Genomic DNA, 16,833 nt, shown 5'->3' with positions numbered 1-16,833 from the left:
ATAACCATAAGGAGGAGATGAGTGCAAACACAAACGAGTGGGATCTGCCTGGTCGAAGATGATGTCTTCATGGGCGAATCCCTGGCCCAGTATTTCGAGCTGGAGCAGCTTCCCTGTGACTGGTATCGCACGGCCGCCGAGGCGCGTGCGGCGCTGCAGGAGCGGGACTACTGCGCCCTGGTCAGCGACATTCGGCTGCCCGACGGCGATGGCGGCGACTTGTATCGTGAGTTGCTCGAGGGCGATAGCCCGTTGCCGCCCACCGTTTTCATCACCGGCTACGGGACCATCGACCAGGCCGTGGATCTGCTGAAGGCGGGTGCACGGGATTACATCACCAAGCCCTTCGAGCCCGAGGAGCTGGTTTCCAAGTTGAGACGGAGCTGTCCCGGCCTGTTTCAGCCGGGGGGGCAAGGTGCGGGCGGCAGACGGTTGGGTGTATCCATGGCCATGGGTGAGGTCGAGCGTGTCTTGAGACGGATCGCCGGCCACGACGTGCCCGTGCTGATTACCGGCGAGTCGGGGGTGGGCAAGGAGTATGCCGCCCGCGAACTCCACCGCCTGCGGGACCCCGAGGGCCGGTTGCCCTTCGTGGCCCTCAACTGTGCCGCGATACCGCGGGACCTCATGGAGGCGGAACTCTTCGGCGTGGATCGAGGGGCCTATACCGGGGCAATCGGTGATCGTCCCGGTTATTTCGAGCAGGCCGGTAACGGCACCCTGTTCCTCGACGAGGTGGGAGACATGCCGCTGTCCATGCAGGCCAAGTTGTTGCGGGCCACCCAGGAGAAGACGGTGCGCCGGGTGGGGGGTACGCGGGATATCCCGGCGGCGGCGAACCTGGTGTGGGCCACCAACAAGGATCTGTCCGCACTGGTGGCGGAGGGCGCCTTCCGCGAGGACCTGTATTTTCGCATCAGCACCGTCAGGCTCGAGATCCCGCCGCTGCGCCGGCGTTCTGGTGATATCGCCTGGTTCGCCCGGCAGTTTCTCGACGCCTTCGCCCGGGACAGCGGCCACCGTTGCCTCCTGGCACCGAGTGCCGTCAGCTATCTCGAGGCCCAATCCTGGCCGGGCAACGTGAGGGAGTTACGCCAGACAGTGGAACGCGCCGCCATCTTCAACGAGACCGGAATACTCGAGGCGGAGAGCTTCGAAGGCATCGGCGCGGCCGGGCTGGAACCTCCGGCCGAAGACGGCGCCAAGTGCCTGCGGGACCACTTGTCGGAGTGCGAGCAGTGGTATCTGCGCCTGGCCTTGGGGCACTGTGGCGGCAGGGTGGCCGAGGCGGCGCGCATGCTGGGCATCTCGCGCAAGAACCTGTGGGAGCGCATGAACCGGCTGGGTATCGAACGCGGCGAATCCATGCTGGGCGAAGCATGAGACCCGCGCATCGACGCCACACTCATGGTGTTTATGCGGCCTCATGCCGCCGCTGTCACCAGAGCGGCGGGTGGTGAGCGGGGCGTTTGCGCCCCGTGGCCATCACCTCTACTCCAGCACCGCCACGGACTTCACCTGCACCCACACCGGCGTGCCCGGGACCAGCTGTAGCGCAGCGACCGAGCGGGCCGTGATGCGGGCGAGCAGGGGGGTCTCCCCCACCTGCACCCGGGCCGTGCGCTGAGAGGGATGACCGTCGGCGGCCAAGGCGACCACGGTGGCCGGCAACAGGTTCAGGATGCTGGTCCGCTCCGGGCGCGCGGTGGTCAGGCTCACATCCCGCGCCAGCACGCGCAGGCGCAGGCGCTTGCCGACAGCAATGCCGTCATCGCGCACCCACAGGCTGCCGCCGGGAAATTCGGCACGGGCCAGGTGCCAGGCCTCGTCGCGCTCGGCCACGCTCGCCTCCAGCACCACGCCGGCGTCCTCCTCGCCGTGGATCGGCAGATCGAGCCGTGCCAGGGTCTCGGTGAGCGGTCCGCTGGCCAGGGCGCGGCCCGCTTCCAGCACGACAAGATGATCGGCCAGCCGCGCCACCTCGTCCGGCGCGTGGGTGACGTAGAGGATGGGGATTGCCAGCTCGCCATGCAGTCGCTCCAGGTAGGGCAGGATCTCCCGCTTGCGTTTGAGATCGAGGGCCGACAGGGGCTCGTCCATCAGCAGCAACTGCGGCTTGAGGGCGAGCGCGCGCGCGATGGCGACCCGCTGGCGCTCGCCGCCGGAGAGTTGATCGGGCCGGCGCGCGAGCAACGGGCCGATCCCGAGCAGGTCGATGATGTGCCGCAGGGCGGCGGGTGGCAAGACATCGGCGGCCCGCTTCAGGCCGAACTCGATGTTACCGAGGGCGGTGAGGTGGGGAAACAGGCTGCCCTCCTGAAACACATAGCCCAGCGGGCGCCGGTGGGTGGGCACGAAGGTGACCTCGTCCTGCCACACCTCGTCCTGAACGACCAGGCGCCCGGCGGGTGGGCGATCCAACCCGGCGATACAGCGCAGCAGCGTGGTCTTGCCCGAACCGGAGTGGCCGAACAGGGCGGTGATGCCACGACCGGGCAGCTCCAGGTCCACTTCCAGGGTGAAGTCGGGGTAGGGCAGGCGAAATCGCGCCTCGATGGAGGCGCCGCTCATACATGCACCAGCGCGTAGCGTCGGTTCAGCAAATAGACGGTGAATAGCATCAGGAAGGAGGCGACCAAAAGGCCGCCGGCCAACAGGTGGGCGCTGGCGTAGTCCATCGCCTCGGCGTGGTCATAGATGGCGATCGACAGCACGCGGGTCTCGCCCGGGATATTGCCGCCCACCATCAGCACCACGCCGAACTCGCCGACGGTGTGGGCGAAGGTGAGGGTGATGGCGGTGAGAAAACCGCGCCGTGCGAGCGGCACCACGACGTGGAAAAAGCGGTCCCAGGGACCGGCGCGCAGGGTGGCGGCGGCGTCGAGCATGCGCGGGCCGACGGCGGCGAAGGCGTCTTTGAGCGGCTGCACCATGAAGGGTAGCGAGTAGAGGGTGGAGGCCAACACCAGACCGGTGAAGGTGAAGGCAAGATGATGCAGTCCCAGGGCCTGCAGCACGCCGCCTATGGGGCCGTGCGGCCCCAGGGCGACCAGCATATAGAAGCCCAGTACCGTGGGCGGCAGCACCAGGGGCAGCGCCACCACCGCCTCCACCGCCACCGCCAGGCGTCGGCGGGTGCGCGCCAGCCACCAGGCCAGTGGGGTGCCGAGGAGCAGCAACACCACGGTGGTTACCGCCGAGAGCTGGAGGGTGGTGATCAGCGCGAGCCAGTCAGCGCCGGACATCGCCCGCTACTTCTCTTCGCCAGGCAGCACGAAGCCATAGCGGCGCATGATGACCCGTGCCGCTTCACTGGTCATGTAGTCGGCGAAGGCCGCGGCCAGGGCATTGTCGGCGGCGCGGGCGGTGATCACGAAACCCTGTTCCAGCGGTGCGTGCCACCCGGCGGGGATCAGGGTCCACGCCCCCTTGTCCTTGAGGGTTGGCGAGAGCACCAGCGCCAGGGCGACGATACCGGCCTCGGCCGCGCCGGAGTCGATGAACTGCGCGGTATGGGCGATATTCTCGCCCAGTACCAGTCGCGGCTGCAGGGCGGCCCAAACGCCTTGATCTTCCAGCGCCTCCTGGGCGCGCATGCCGTAAGGGGCGTGGCGCGGATTGGCGATGGCGAAGCGGCGCAGCGGCGCCCACGGCAGCTCCTTCATGGGCGTTGCGGCCAACTCGGGGTCGAGGCTCCACAGTACGATGCGGCCGAAGGCATAGGGACGGACCGTGCCTGATGTCAGCCCCTGCTTCTCCAGCTGGCGCGGGTAGGCGATGTCCGCCGAGAAGTACATGTCGAAGGGGGCACCGTTGGCGATCTGGGTAAAGAACTTGCCGCTTGAGCCATAGATCACGTCGATCCTATCTTTCGGCCGGTCGGTGCGAAACTGCTCCACCACCTCGGCCATGGCGAACTTGAGATCGGAGGCCGCGGCCACGGTGAGGATCTCGGCCAAGGCCGGACGTGCCAGCAGCAGTGCCAGCAGGGGCAGCAGGGCCAGGGGGAACAGACGGACAAGTGGCTTCAATGGTAACTCCTTCGATATGCGTCGCTCGATATAACGAGGGCTAAAGTAGGGCGTGCACCAGCGATCGGGGTCGCTCTGGCGGCCCCGTGTTCCCGCACGTCGGCCCAAGCGTGAACAGCCGCGATTGTCGCCATACCGACAAGATCGATATATCCGACTCGATATAGCGTACGGCAGACTAACGCGGGAAGTGATTGCGCGTCAATGGGGATCATCAGGCGGGTGCGGGGCGAGCAGTTGGCTCAGTTCCGCCATCTGGACGGCGACCGCCTCGGTGGCGGTGTGCTCCATGGCCCGGTAACGACGCAGTACCTCCTGTCCCAGCTCGGTGATCTGCGCCCCGCCACCGCCTTTGCCCCCCTGGGTGGTTGCCACCAGCGGCGCATGAAAACACTGGTTCATGGTGTCCACCAGCAGCCAGGCACGGCGGTAGGACATCCCCATACGCCGTGCCGCCGCCGAGATGGAGCCGGTCTCGGCGATGGCCTCCAGCAACTGCGCCTTGCCGGGTCCGATGGCGATGGCCTCACCCAACAGGATGCGCAGGCGGGGCGCCGTCTTGCCTGTGGCTCTTGTCATGGGAGCAGGATACCGCCCCTCGTTGTTTGCTGCGACGGTCAGTTGTGACCGCCGCTGTGGCCGGCGAGCCAGCCTTCCACGGCCTTGCGATTCGGCACACCACCGGCATGGACCACGGTGCCATCGATGACGACGCCGGGGGTGGACATGACGCCGTAGCCCATGATGGCGGCGATGTCCTCCACCTTCTCGATATCGATATTGCCGGCCCTGGCGGCCTCCTCGATGAGGGTGTGGATGGGTTTGCAGTACCGTGTCACCTGGGAATAAAAACGGGTGGTGTCAATCCGTTGCGTTGTGCCCTTTTGGCAAACTTTCTGTCATCGAAGCTGGCCATCTTCGCGCAGGACCCATAGCTCGCATGGTGCAGTGCATCCGCCAGGTCGAAGCCGATGGCATAGTTGTCCACCGCTTGTTCGACCTCCGACCGATCTTCGATTCTTATGTGAGCGAGGGAGAGAAGGTGCCGGAATACGGGGAGGATCTCTTCCCTTTCGAAGCCGTAGTACCCGCGCATCACCCACTCGAACTCGAGCAGCACGGTCTTGCAGACCATGAGCGGATCACCCGCCTCGATGAGCCCGCGCGCCGCCTGGTGCTGCTTCGATGCCTCGGTATCGGCGCGGTCTTGGATGTAGTAGCGAGCCAGGATGTTGGTGTCCAATCCATTCACGGACCGGACGATCCCCTTTTCAGCAGTGTGGCCGGATCGAGATCGGCAGCGACGGCAGCCTTCTTACTCTTGAGCATACCGAAGCCGCTTTCCTCGACCTCCGCAGGGGTGCTCACCAAGTGCAACCGCACGTGGTCTCCCACAATAGTGAATTCCACCTTACTGCCCTTGCGGATGCCCAACTTTCGCCTGATCGCCTGGGGAATCGTTACCTGGCCCTTGCTGGTGACCGAGGTGGTTTCCATAATATGACCCTCAAGGTAATACTCAGTAGGAGTATACCGGGGTTATAGTCGAGACAAGCACAAACCAAGAAACAATAGTCTCTCGCCAAGACGGAAGGTGGCGCAGAACCTGGAGGTCCCGCCCGGTCTTTGTATTCACCGGAGGGCGCCGGGTAGCCGCCGTCCCCGCGCAAAGCTGAATCAGGGCTTGCCGAACAGAAAGTGCCACTATAGTATCACTTTCATGAGAACTGAACTCGTCACAACTCTAAAGCGTCAGGCCACCGAACTGCTTTCCGAGCTCGAAAGGAGCAGGGAGCCCATTCTTATCACGCAGCATGGCGTTCCGAGCGCCTACCTGGTGGATGTCGAAACATACGAAGCTTTGCAACACAGGATGAGACTGCTTGAGGGGATAGCACGAGGGGAGAAAGCCATCGAGGATGGACGAACCCTCACTCATGCGCAGGCAAGGAAGCGCATGAATCGATGGCTGAAATAATTTGGACCGAGCCCGCACTTAGCGATCTGGATGCCATTGCGGACTATATTGCTCTGGATAACCCAGACGCAGCAAGAACTTTGGTTCAAAGCGTCTTTCGCCATGTGGATCAGCTTGCCGATCATCCCAAGAGCGGCTCCAAGCCCCAGGAACTCAAGGGATGGCGTTACAGACAAATCGTCGAGCCGCCATGCCGCATCTTTTATCGGGAAGAGGATTCGCGCGTCTATATGCTTTATGTCATGCGCGGCGAACAGTTGCTTTGCCGTTCTGTTCTTGCTGCTCGTGGCAAGCTCCCGAAAAAGTAAAGCCTGACAAGCCGCGTCGGGTGACCGCCAATCCGCTGCGCGGCCTTATGGCACTAGCCCAGTGCGGGTACGTCTTCAGCGCCGCGCGTATACCTTAAGTCCGCCATTCCGGCCCAGGATGTCGACGGAAAAGCCGTTGGCCCCAAGCTGCTCCGCTCACTTGCTGCAGCCGCCGCAGGTGGAGTTCTTGTAGACCACCACCTCGGCGGCCGTGGTGTGGCGCAAGGTTAGGGCGAGGCCGGCGGATATGGCGGCCAGTGCCAGGGGTGTTATGGGTCTCACGACATGCCTCCTCAGAACCAGGCCCGGAAGCCCACCACCACCTGGGCGTCGCTGGTGTCTTCGCCGTGGTTGCGGGCGAAGTCGGCGGTGTCGCCGAACTTCTTGGTCCAGTTGACGCCGATGTAGGGGGCGAATTCCCGCACGATCTCGTAGCGCAGGCGCAGGCCGAGTTCCAGATCGGAAAGACCTGAGCCGACGCCCGTGGCGCGGTCGTCCTTACCGTGGAGGTTCACCTCCAGCTCCGGCGACAGCACCAGCTTCTGGGTGAACAGCCACTCGTATTCCGCTTCCAGGCGGGCCGCCACCTGGCCATTCCCACCGATGAAGGCGGCGGCGTCGACCTCGAACCAGTAGGGGGCCAGGCCGTTGAAGCCTATGGCCAGCCAGTCCCGCTCGGGCTTGGGCATGGCGTCGTGGCGCCAGCCCACCTGGAGGTCCCAGTAGGGGGCGATGGCGCGGCTGTAGAGGGCTTGGATCTCGGCCTCCTCGGTCTCGCCGCCCACCCGTTCCACCTCGGTCTTGAACCACAGCTTGTGGAGGTCGCGACCGATCCACACATCGGCCTCGAGCATCAGGGGGTCGTCGCCGCCGGTGTACTGCTTCTCGAAGCGGTCGATCATGACCTTGGCCAGCACGGGGTCGTCGCCGCCGGCGGCGGAGACGTTGGTGGCCAGGACGAGGGTGCCAAGGGCAATCAGGGTTCTTTTCATATCCATTCTCCTCAGCTCACCACCACTTTCCGGAACATCCCCGGCATGTGGTAGAGCAGGTGGCAGTGATAGGCCCAGCCGCCCATGGCGTCGGCGGTGACGAGGTAGCTGATGCGCGCGCCGGGCTGGACGATGACGGTGTGCTTGCGGGGGATGCGCCCGGGGCCCCGTCTCCAGGTCGCTCCACATGCCGTGCAGATGCATGGGATGGTTCATCATGGTGTCGTTGATGAGGTTGATGCGCACCCGCTCGCCGAATTTGAGCCCCAGGGGTTCGGCATCGGCGAACTTGATGCCGTTCATGGACCACATGTAGCGGCTCATGTTGCCCGTGAGGTGGAGGTCGATCTCCCGCCCCGGCCCCCGGGGGTCGGGGGTGGCGCCGATATTGAACAGGTCGGCGTAGGTGAGCACCCGGCGGCCGTTGTCCCGCAGGCCTACGCCGGGGTCGTCCAGCCGGTATTGGGGGGCGTCGGCGCGCATGTCGATGTGGGGGCCGTGCTCGGTATCGGCGTGGACCACGGGGCGGCTGCTGCCGTAGCCGGCCGTGCCCGAGCCGATGGTGGGCCTGGCTTCCATGCCGCCCATGTCATGGCCCGAGTGGTCCATGCCGCCCATGTCATGGCCCGAGTGGTCCATCCCACCCATATCGTGGCCGGCATGGCCCATGGCCGCCATGTCCATGCCCATGTCGCCATGGGTGAGGATGGGTGCCGGGTCCATCTCCGGCACCTCGCCCGCCAGGGCCAGGTCCGGCGTGAGGGTGCCGCGGGCGTAGCCCGAGCGGTCGATGGCCTGGGCGAACACGGTATAGGGCCGGTCGTCCTGCGGTCTGACGATGACGTCATAGGTCTCGGCCACGCCGAGGCGCAGCTCGTCCACCGTCACGGGCTCGATGTTCTGGCCGTCGGCCGCCACCACCGTCATGTCGAGGCCCGGGATCCGCAGGTCGAAGAAGGTCATGGCGGCGGCATTGATGATGCGCAGGCGCACCCGTTCGCCCCGGCGGAACAGGCCCTTCCAGCCCTCGGCGGGGGTGACGCCGTTCATGAGGAAGGTATAGGTGTAGCCGGTGACATCGGAGATGTCGCGGTCGGACATGCGCATGGTGTCCCACATGTCGCGCTCGGCGCGGTAACCGGCCCAGCCCTTGTCACGGATCTCCGCCAGGGCATCGAAGATGGTGCGCTCGCGGAAGTTGTAGTAGTGGGAGAGCTTCTTGAGGGTGGCGTAGATGTGGTTGGGATCCTCGTCGCTCCAGTCCGACAGCACCAGGGCGTAGTCGCGGTCGTAGGCGAAGGGTTCGGGGCCCGCGGGGTCGATGATGATGGCGCCGTAGGCCCCGGTCTGCTCCTGGAAGCCGGAGTGGCTGTGATACCAGTAGGTGCCCGATTGCTTCACCGGGAATCGGTAGGTGAAGGACTCCCCCGGGGGAATGCCCTTGAAGCCGTCGCTGATGTGGGGCACCCCGTCCTGGGCGCTCGGCAGGATGAGGCCGTGCCAGTGGATGGAGGTGTCCTCGGCGAGGTGGTTGGTGACCTTCAGCGTCACCGTGTCGCCCTCGCGCCAGCGCAGCACGGGGGCGGGCACCGTGCCGTTGATGGCGGTGGCCTGGCGCTCAGCGCCCGTGAGGTTGATGGGGGTGGGGCTGTAGGTGAGGTCGAAACGGGTGCCCGAGAGCGCCTGCTGGCGGCCGGGCGGGGTGGCGGCGGCACGGCCGGTGGCCGGGTTGATGCCGAGGCCGAGCAGGGCGCCGCCGGCGGCGAGCCCGGTGACGAAGCGGCGCCGGGAGGGCGAGAAGGCCCCGGGATGGGGCATGGAGATACGGGACATGGTGATTTCCTCTGGTGTTCCGGACGGTTCCCCGCGGCCACGGCGGGCGGCGCGGGACGAACGAATGACGTCGGATGGCGCCCCCGGGAAGCCCCGGATGAGAGGGCTTTCCCGCGCGGGGCGGACCTCAGGAAGGCTTAGGCCCGGGGTGGCCGGTAGATGGCGGCGGTGAAGGAGGGCAGTTCCGGCAGGGCCAAGGCCCGACCGGGGGGGATGCCGAAGGTGACGGCCGTGGGAAGTCCGGCCGGCGGGGTGAGGGCGGTGACATGGGCGAGGCATCCACAGGAGGCGTCCTCGCAGCAACTGTCGTCCTGGTGGCCCGGGCAGTCCATGCCGCTGGTGTCCATGGCGGCGTGCATGGCCTCGTTCATGGTCCCGTGTGTGGTTCCGTTCACGGCCGAGTCGCTGTCGTCCACGCCATGGTGCATCAGCTCGCCGGCCACCACGCGCATGGGTACCACCAGCACCGCGAGGGCGATCCAGAGGACCATGAGTCGGGTGGTCTTTGAAGTGCGCAGGCCCATGGGCATCCGTGGTGGCGAGATGTTGATGCCCTATTAGTAACGCCCTGCACCCCAAAGTTCAAATACACCGGCCCCACGCCGGGGCAATCCTCCGGCCCTGGAACGGTAGAACCGCCCGGCTCGTTCCTGCACGCCCCCCGTCGTTCTCTCTGTTCGCGCAATTTTGCGTCTTTCGCGGTTACGCGTTTCGCTGTTTGGCTTCGGTCCACCAGCCGAGACGGTGGAACCCCTGCCCTTGTTCCGTATATGGTTCGATCCTGTCTGGCCCAGCACGATTCCACCTTCCCGAGACGCCATGAGCCCAACACCGTCGCGAACCCTCACCTTACTCCTCGCCCTGGTCCTCCTGGGGGCCTTCGGATCTTCGTGGGCCGAACAGGAGCGCAGTGTCAATCCGGGCATCAATGCGTCCTATGCCGATTCCCAGTGGCAGCGCTGGGTGGACATCTTCGAGCGGGATGGGCGGGAGGTCTATGACCGTCGCCACGACATCCTCGAGGCCCTCGCCATCGAGCGGGGCTCCACGGTGGCGGACATCGGCGCCGGCACGGGCTTCTTCACCCGTCTGTTCGCCCGCGAGGTGGGCCCGGAGGGGCGGGTGTATGCGGTGGATATCACCCCTACTTTCGTGGACAACGTGGTGCGCCGGGCGCAAGAGCAGGGGCACGACAATGTCACGGGTATCATCAACACGCCGCGGGACGTGCTGCTGCCGGAGGCCGCCGTGGATCTCGCCTTCATCTCCGATACCTACCATCATTTCGAGTACCCCATCAGCACCATGAGATCCCTGCACCGCGCCCTCAAGCCTGGGAGCGAGGTGGTGGTCATCGACTTCAAGCGCATCCCCGGGGTCAGCAACCCCTGGGTGCTGGGCCACGTGCGGGCCGGCAAAGAGGTCTTCATCCGGGAGATCGAGTCCGCCGGTTTCGTGCTGGAGGAGGAGAGGGGCTTCATGGAGACTCAGTATTTTCTGCGTTTTCGCAAGGATTCGGAAAGCGGAGCGTCGTCGACGCTGAAGGGGAGAATGGTGAATAGGGAATAACGACGAAAGACACGAAATACGCGAAAGAACAAAGAGATGACGGTGGAAGCGCCACCTGTAGGAGCGGTGCCTCGCCGCGATTGGCGTCGGAAATTGCGACGAGGGTGTCGCTCCTGCCTGGGGTAATCGAAGCCCCCCGGCATTCCCCATTTCGCGTCCTTTCGCGTCTTTCGCGGTTAAGCTTTTTTCTCTTTTCTCTTTTCTCTTTTCTCTTTTCTCTCTTCGGCGCCCGGCGGCGGCAAGGTTTCCCCCGGGCGGCAAGCCATTGCCGCGGCCGGCTGTCCTGGCGAGATGCCGGGCGGCTTCCAGGGCCCGTAAAGGCGTCCATTTAAAACAATAACTTATCGACCATTCATGGGTTTTTCTCCATGCCGGATGGTTCTGGCATGGGCTGTGCAGGAACACGGCAGAGGGAAAGCATCCATGAGAAGAACAGTCGCTATGACCAGGGTATTCAGGACAATCGTCGCCGTGGCGGTCTGCGCGCTGCTTGCAGCGCCGGCGGCGCTGGCGGAACGCATCAAGGACCTGGCCGAGGTGGCGGGGGTGCGGGACAACCAGCTCATCGGCTACGGCCTGGTGGTGGGGCTGGACGGCACCGGCGACCAGACGGGGCAGACGCCGTTCACGGTGCAGAGCCTCAAGGCGATGTTGAACCGCTTCGGCATCCGCGTGCCCCCCGACGTCAATCCCCAGCTCAAGAACGTGGCGGCGGTGACGGTGAATGCCACCCTGCCGCCCTTCGCCAAGACCGGCCAGAACCTGGACGTCACGGTGTCCACCATCGGCAATGCCAAGAGCATCCGCGGTGGCACTTTGCTCATGACGCCGCTGCAGGGGGCCGACGGCCAGATCTATGCCCTCGCCCAGGGCAACATGGTGGTGGGCGGTTTTGGCGCCGCCACCGAGGACGGCAACAGCATCAGCGTCAACGTACCCACCGCCGGGCGCATCCCCAATGGCGCCACGGTGGAGCGCGCGGCCCCCACCTCCATGGGTGAGGAGGCCTCCATCGTGCTCAACCTCCAGCGCAGCGATTTCACCACCGCTCAGCGAGTGGCCGACAGCATCAACGACCTGGTGGGGGAGGGTACGGCGCACCCCATGGACCACACCTCGGTGCGGGTGGCGGCGCCCCTGGATGCCGCCCAGCGCGTGGGCTTCATTTCGGTCATCGAGAACATCGAGATCACCCCGGCCGACGGTCCCGCCAAGGTCATCGTCAACTCCCGCACCGGCACCGTGGTCATCGGCCGTCACGTGCGAGTGAGCGCCGCCGCGGTGGCCCACGGGCGCCTGTCGGTGAGCATCAGCACGGCACCCCGGGTGAGTCAGCCGGCGCCCCTCGCGGCGGGCGAGACGGTGGTCACCCAACAGACCCAGATCCAGGTGACCGAGGAAAACAACCGCGCCTTCGTGTTCGAGCCCGGGGTGTCCCTGGACGAACTGGTGCGGGCCATCAACCAGGTGGGCGCGGCCCCCAGCGACCTCGTGGCCATCCTCGAGGCCCTGAAGGAGGCCGGCGCCCTGCATGCCGACCTTATCATCATCTGAGGCCCGACCATGCTACCCGCCAGCCATAGCGTCCAGAGTCCTGCAGCCGGGAGCTACACCGATTTTGCCGCCCTCGCGCGCCTGCGTACCGACGCGCGCCGGGATGCCGGCGCCACCCTCGACGAGGTGGCCCGGCAGTTCGAATCCATGTTCATGCAGATGATGCTGAAGTCCATGCGCGAGGCCGGTTTCGGCGATCCCCTCACCGGCAGTCGCGAGGTGGAGTTCTACCAGGGCATGCTGGATGACCAGTTGAGCGTGGAGCTGTCCCGCAACGGCAGCCTCGGTATCGCCGACATGCTCAAGCGCCAGCTCACACCCCTGGTGAACGGCCCGGGAGCCGGGGAGGGTGCAGACGGGACCCGCGGGACCGCGGGCGAACTGGCGCCACCGCTGCGCACCTTCGCCTCACGCAGGCCGCCGGCGGCGGTGGCGCCGGCCGCGGTGCATGGCGCGGACTTCCCGGACCGCCAGGCCTTCATCGACGCGTTGCGGCCGGCAGCCGAGGAGGCGGCCCGCCGCCTGGGGGTGCCCGCCGGCCTGCTGCTGGCCCAGGTGGCCCTGGAGACGGGCTGGGGTCGGGCGGTACCGCGCCACCCCGACGGCTCCAGCTCCCACAACCTCTTCGGCATCAAGGCGGACGGGCGCTGGGACGGCCCGCGGGTGAGCCTGTCCACGGTGGAGTTCCGGGACGGCGTGGCCCAACGCGAGCAGGCGGCGTTCCGTGCCTATGATTCCTACGCCGCCAGTTTCCAGGACTACGTGGCTTTCCTGCAGTCGGGCGCCCGTTATACCGAAGCCCTGGAGCGCGCGCCCGATGCCTCCGGCTTCATGCGAGGCCTCCACGAGGCCGGCTACGCCACCGATCCCCGCTATGCCGACAAAGTGCTGGCCATCTGGCAGCGCGACCTGAACTGGAGCATATGAGCCATGGGCAATTCCCTCTTCGGCATCGGCGTATCCGCACTGCAGACTTCCCAGCGGGCCCTGAGCACGGTGAGCCACAACATCGCCAACGTGAACAACCCCGCCTTCAGCCGCCAGCGCAACGACATCACCGCCAGGGCGCCCCAGTTCATCGACGGCGGCTTCAAGGGCACCGGTGTTCAGGTCAGCGATATCCGCCGCTCGGTGAACCAGTTCCTGGTCGCGGACATCCGCTCCGGCACGGCAAACCTCGAGCGTCTCAATACCGTGAACGACCTGGCGTCTCGGCTGGACAACCTGGTGGCCTCTCCGGATGCCGGCCTGTCGCCGGCCATCGACGCCTTCTTCTCCGCCGTGCAGGACGTGGCCAACGACCCGGTGTCCACGGCCCCCCGCAGCGTGCTGCTGTCCCAGGCGGATGCCCTCGTGGAGCGCTTCGCCGGCCTCGACGGCCAGTTCGCCAGCATCGAGTCCTCCATCAACAGCCGCGTCGGCCAAGCGGTAAGCCTCATCAATGGTTTCGCCGAGAACCTTGCCACCCTGAATGGCGATATCCGCCGCGCCGTGTCGGTCTCCACCAACTCCCAGCCCAACGATCTGCTGGACCAGCGCGACGAGTTGCTGCGCCAGCTGTCGGAGCTGGTGGATGTGGCTGTGTTGGAACAGGCGGATCGGACGGTGAACGTATCTATCGGCAGTGGCCAGCCTATCGTGGTGGATACCTTCGCCAACCGGCTGGCGGTGACCGGCAACGAATTCGACCCCACCCGGAGCGAGGTGGCTCTGGCCAACGTGCCCGGCAATCCCGTGATTTCCCAGTTCATCAGGGGTGGCGAGTTGGGGGGGCTGCTGGAAGTCAGGGAGACACTCATCGACCCGGCTCGCAACATCTTCGGGCGCATCGCGGTGGGCCTCGCCGACACGGTGAACGCGCAGCACCGCCAGGGCCTCGATCTGCAGGGCAATCTGGGTGGGGCCTTCTTCAATGACTTGGCGGATACCAGCGCGGCGGTATCCGCCAGCAGCCGCAACACCGGTACCGCCGCCGTAGAGGCGGTCATCACCGACATCGGCCAACTCACCACCAGCGATTACCGCTTGGAGCGCAACGGCTCCACCTTCAGCCTCACGCGCCTGTCCGATGGCGTGGTAACCAACGTATCCGCTGACTTCACAGGCCTGCCGGCGGCCGCCACCACCACGGTGGATGGCATCGAGCTGACGGTGACGGGCACGGTGGACGAGGGTGATGGTTTTCTCATCCGGCCCACGCGCTTCGCCGCCCGAGACCTGGCCACGGAGATATCAAACCCCCTCAACATCGCAGCCGGATCGCCCGCGGCCAGCGCCGCCGCGGTGGACAACGCCGGCCTCGGGGCGGTGTCGCCGGCGGCGGTCGTGGACCCGGTGGCCTATGCGCCGGACGATTATGAGATCGTCCTGGCGGATGCCACGGGCGCGGCGGGGGGCGGCCGGGGTACCTTCAGCGATACCGGGATCGACGACACCCTGACTCTGGGTTACGACCTCAGCATCGACGGGGTCATCGTCTACCGCCAGAATGTAGCGGATATCCCCTTGGCCGACGCCGCGGCCATCGCCGCGGAGATCAACGACGACACGGTTACCACCGGGGTGCGGGCCCTGGTGGAGGGGGGCAGCCTGTTCCTCACCCGGGACCCGGCCACCACCGGCGACATCGTGGTGAGGGAGACGCTCACGGGGGCGTCGGATGCCGGCGACACCATCACCGGCTATTTCGGCGGTGCCCTGAGCGGTGCGGCCGATACCAGTGAGCTCACCTTCTCCGCCGCCGCCGACAGCTACGTGGTCCTGGACGGCGGCGCCAACGCCATCGCCAGCGATGCCTATAGCTCCGGGGCGCCCATCGAGTTCAGTGGCATTCGCGTCGCCGTCGAGGGGGAACCCGTCAACGGCGACGTCTTCACCGTCACGCCCAACACCTTCGGCGTGGGCGACAACCGCAACGCCCTGGCCCTGGCGGATCTCCAGATCGCCACCGTACTCAACGGCGGCACCGCCAACTTCCAGGATGCCTACGGCGAGCTGGTGGTGCAGATCGGCGGCACCACCCGTGAGGCGGGCATCAACCTGTCGGCCCAGCGCACCCTGCTGGACAATACCCAGGCGGCGCGCTCCGCGGTGTCGGGCGTCAACCTGGACGAGGAGGCCGCCGACCTGCTGCTGTTCCAGCAGTCCTACCAGGCCGCTGCACGAATCATCTCCACGGCCGATACTATCTTCCAGGAACTGCTTTCCGTCACGAGGGGTTGACCATGAGAATATCCACCCTGGAGATCCAGCGCCAGGCCGTCGCCGCCATCAACGACCGCCAGGTAGAGCTGGCCACCACCCAGTCCAGGCTCGCCAGCGGTCGCCGCGTGCTGACCCCGGCCGATGACCCCGCCGCGGCCGAGCGTATCCTGACCCTCAAGGAACAGCTCAACGGCAACGCCCAGTTTGCCCGCAACGCCAACCGGGCCACGAACCGCCTGCAGTTGGAAGAGACCGTGCTCGCCAACGTCACCGATATCCTGCAGGGGATCCGCGACCGTGCCGTGCAGGGCGCCAATGCCTCCCTGAGTGCCGCCGATCGGCGCTTCGTGGCCGCGGACGTGGAGCAGTCCCTGGACGCCTTGCTCGCCCTTTCCAATACCCGGGACGCCAACGGCGAGTACATATTCGCCGGCAACCGCACCCTCACCGAACCCTTCGCCCGCGGCCCGGGCAATGCGGTCACCTACAACGGCGACCAGGATCAGCGCGAACTCCTCATCGGCCCCGGCCGGCGCATGCCCGTGGGTGATGACGGCGTCGAGGTGTTCCAGCGCATCCCCAACGGCAACGGCACCTTCCGCATCACCGATGCCCCCGGCAACACCGGCAGCGGGGTGGCCGGCGGTGGCTCGGTGGTGGATCCCGGGGCCTTCGACGCCGCCGACTACACCATCGACTTCACCGCGTCCGACGTCTTCCAGGTGGTGAACGACGCCACCGAAGTCGTGGTGGCCGGCGGCACCTTCCAGCCCGGCGACACCATCGCCTTTCAGGGCATCCAGGTACGCATCCAGGGCCGGCCCGCCGCCGGCGACGCCTTCGCTGTGACCGCCAGCACCAGCCAGGACCTGTTCACCACCGTCCAGAATACCATCGACGCCCTGCGCGGCAACGTCGCCACCGCCAACCCGGACGGCGGTTTCAACAACGCCATCGGCCGCAGCCTGGCGGACCTGGACCAGGCCCTGGAGAACATCCTCGACATCCGCGCCCAGGTGGGGGCACGCCTCGCCACCATCGAGGACGAGGACAATATCCGCCAGGACGTGAACCTGTTCACCGAGACCACCCTGTCCGAACTCGAAGACCTGGATTTCGCCAAGGCCGCCAGCGACTTCAACCTTCAACTCACCGCCCTTCAGGCCGCCCAGCAGGCCTTCACCCGCATCCAGGGCCTGTCCCTGTTCAATTTCCTGTAGCGCCTGACCCGCCTGACCGACTGGCGAGCCGAGCCTGAACGGCGAAAAGCGAAAAGCGTAACCGCGAAAGACGCGAAATTGCGCGAAAAGGGAAAAGATCCCCGCCGTAGGGTGGGTCAAGCGCAGCGGACCCACCATTTGCCG

18 protein-coding genes and 1 pseudogene are annotated in these 16,833 nt (G+C 66.1%); 8 read left to right on the top strand and 11 right to left on the bottom strand.

All coding sequences use genetic code 11. From position 1 onward, the window contains the following. Positions 1 to 21: 21 nt before the first annotated feature. Positions 22 to 1,383: a sigma-54 dependent transcriptional regulator gene (locus tag U5S82_24580; GenBank protein MDZ7754739.1), complete on the top strand. Its 1,362-nt coding sequence runs from the start codon at positions 22 to 24 to the stop codon at positions 1,381 to 1,383. 108 nt (positions 1,384 to 1,491) lie between these two features. Here the strand turns inward: U5S82_24580 and modC are convergent, their stop codons facing one another. From modC to U5S82_24545, 7 genes are all read right to left on the bottom strand, one after another. Continuing rightward, positions 1,492 to 2,571: a molybdenum ABC transporter ATP-binding protein gene (modC, locus tag U5S82_24575; protein MDZ7754738.1), complete on the bottom strand. Its 1,080-nt coding sequence runs from the start codon at positions 2,569 to 2,571 to the stop codon at positions 1,492 to 1,494. After that, on the bottom strand, positions 2,568 to 3,245 hold the full coding sequence (gene modB / locus U5S82_24570; GenBank protein MDZ7754737.1) for a molybdate ABC transporter permease subunit: 678 nt from the start codon (positions 3,243 to 3,245) through the stop codon (positions 2,568 to 2,570). Before modB ends, modC begins: the two co-directional genes overlap by 4 nt. Before the next feature lie 6 nt (positions 3,246 to 3,251). Next, positions 3,252 to 4,031 (bottom strand): molybdate ABC transporter substrate-binding protein, encoded by a 780-nt coding sequence (modA, locus tag U5S82_24565; GenBank protein MDZ7754736.1) that lies wholly within the window; start codon positions 4,029 to 4,031, stop codon positions 3,252 to 3,254. Between the two features lie 201 nt (positions 4,032 to 4,232). Continuing rightward, on the bottom strand, positions 4,233 to 4,610 hold the full coding sequence (locus U5S82_24560; GenBank protein MDZ7754735.1) for a LysR family transcriptional regulator: 378 nt from the start codon (positions 4,608 to 4,610) through the stop codon (positions 4,233 to 4,235). Positions 4,611 to 4,648: 38 nt separating this feature from the next. Beyond that, complete coding sequence (locus U5S82_24555; GenBank protein MDZ7754734.1) at positions 4,649 to 4,870, bottom strand: thioredoxin family protein; 222 nt, start codon at positions 4,868 to 4,870, stop codon at positions 4,649 to 4,651. Further along, a complete protein-coding gene (locus U5S82_24550) occupies positions 4,867 to 5,274 on the bottom strand; it encodes a type II toxin-antitoxin system VapC family toxin (protein ID MDZ7754733.1) in 408 nt (135 codons plus the stop codon). Before U5S82_24550 ends, U5S82_24555 begins: the two co-directional genes overlap by 4 nt. Positions 5,275 to 5,279: 5 nt before the next feature. Continuing rightward, complete coding sequence (locus U5S82_24545) at positions 5,280 to 5,528, bottom strand: AbrB/MazE/SpoVT family DNA-binding domain-containing protein (protein ID MDZ7754732.1); 249 nt, start codon at positions 5,526 to 5,528, stop codon at positions 5,280 to 5,282. A 223-nt stretch (positions 5,529 to 5,751) separates the two neighbouring features. On the opposite strand from U5S82_24545, the gene U5S82_24540 reads away from it, so the two are divergent. Both U5S82_24540 and U5S82_24535 read left to right on the top strand, forming a co-directional pair. Next, positions 5,752 to 6,009: a type II toxin-antitoxin system Phd/YefM family antitoxin gene (locus U5S82_24540; GenBank protein MDZ7754731.1), complete on the top strand. Its 258-nt coding sequence runs from the start codon at positions 5,752 to 5,754 to the stop codon at positions 6,007 to 6,009. Then, the gene (locus tag U5S82_24535) at positions 5,997 to 6,317 is read left to right on the top strand and encodes a type II toxin-antitoxin system RelE/ParE family toxin (GenBank protein MDZ7754730.1); all 321 of its coding nucleotides are present in this window, start codon (positions 5,997 to 5,999) and stop codon (positions 6,315 to 6,317) included. The genes U5S82_24540 and U5S82_24535 overlap by 13 nt, the downstream gene beginning before the upstream one ends. Positions 6,318 to 6,473: 156 nt before the next feature. Here the strand turns inward: U5S82_24535 and U5S82_24530 are convergent, their stop codons facing one another. The 4 genes and pseudogenes from U5S82_24530 to U5S82_24515 all read right to left on the bottom strand — a co-directional run bounded on the left by U5S82_24530 (position 6,474) and on the right by U5S82_24515 (position 9,666). Then, the gene (locus U5S82_24530) at positions 6,474 to 6,599 is read right to left on the bottom strand and encodes a hypothetical protein (GenBank protein MDZ7754729.1); all 126 of its coding nucleotides are present in this window, start codon (positions 6,597 to 6,599) and stop codon (positions 6,474 to 6,476) included. An 11-nt stretch (positions 6,600 to 6,610) separates the two neighbouring features. Next, positions 6,611 to 7,219, bottom strand: coding sequence for a copper resistance protein B (locus U5S82_24525; GenBank protein MDZ7754728.1), 609 nt, complete (start codon positions 7,217 to 7,219; stop codon positions 6,611 to 6,613). A 101-nt stretch (positions 7,220 to 7,320) separates the two neighbouring features. Then, a pseudogene (locus tag U5S82_24520) lies at positions 7,321 to 9,142 on the bottom strand (copper resistance system multicopper oxidase). Between the two features lie 137 nt (positions 9,143 to 9,279). Further along, positions 9,280 to 9,666: a hypothetical protein gene (locus tag U5S82_24515; GenBank protein MDZ7754727.1), complete on the bottom strand. Its 387-nt coding sequence runs from the start codon at positions 9,664 to 9,666 to the stop codon at positions 9,280 to 9,282. Between the two features lie 295 nt (positions 9,667 to 9,961). Here U5S82_24515 and U5S82_24510 point away from each other — a divergent pair, with 295 nt between their 5' ends. The 5 genes from U5S82_24510 to flgL all read left to right on the top strand — a co-directional run bounded on the left by U5S82_24510 (position 9,962) and on the right by flgL (position 16,689). Continuing rightward, the gene (locus tag U5S82_24510; GenBank protein MDZ7754726.1) at positions 9,962 to 10,711 is read left to right on the top strand and encodes a class I SAM-dependent methyltransferase; all 750 of its coding nucleotides are present in this window, start codon (positions 9,962 to 9,964) and stop codon (positions 10,709 to 10,711) included. 441 nt (positions 10,712 to 11,152) lie between these two features. Next, on the top strand, positions 11,153 to 12,265 hold the full coding sequence (locus tag U5S82_24505; protein MDZ7754725.1) for a flagellar basal body P-ring protein FlgI: 1,113 nt from the start codon (positions 11,153 to 11,155) through the stop codon (positions 12,263 to 12,265). Between the two features lie 9 nt (positions 12,266 to 12,274). After that, positions 12,275 to 13,192, top strand: a complete 918-nt coding sequence (gene flgJ, locus U5S82_24500) for a flagellar assembly peptidoglycan hydrolase FlgJ (protein MDZ7754724.1) — start codon at positions 12,275 to 12,277, stop codon at positions 13,190 to 13,192. A 3-nt stretch (positions 13,193 to 13,195) separates the two neighbouring features. Further along, on the top strand, positions 13,196 to 15,487 hold the full coding sequence (gene flgK, locus U5S82_24495; protein ID MDZ7754723.1) for a flagellar hook-associated protein FlgK: 2,292 nt from the start codon (positions 13,196 to 13,198) through the stop codon (positions 15,485 to 15,487). A gap of 2 nt (positions 15,488 to 15,489) precedes the next feature. Further along, the gene (flgL, locus tag U5S82_24490; protein MDZ7754722.1) at positions 15,490 to 16,689 is read left to right on the top strand and encodes a flagellar hook-associated protein FlgL; all 1,200 of its coding nucleotides are present in this window, start codon (positions 15,490 to 15,492) and stop codon (positions 16,687 to 16,689) included. Positions 16,690 to 16,833: the final 144 nt, after the last annotated feature.

Source organism: Gammaproteobacteria bacterium (assembly GCA_034522055.1).
Classification (GTDB): Bacteria; Pseudomonadota; Gammaproteobacteria; order JAABTG01; family JAABTG01; genus JAABTG01.
The sequence above is the reverse complement of the archived record's forward strand: the minus strand, read 5'-3'. Positions and strand labels throughout refer to the sequence as shown.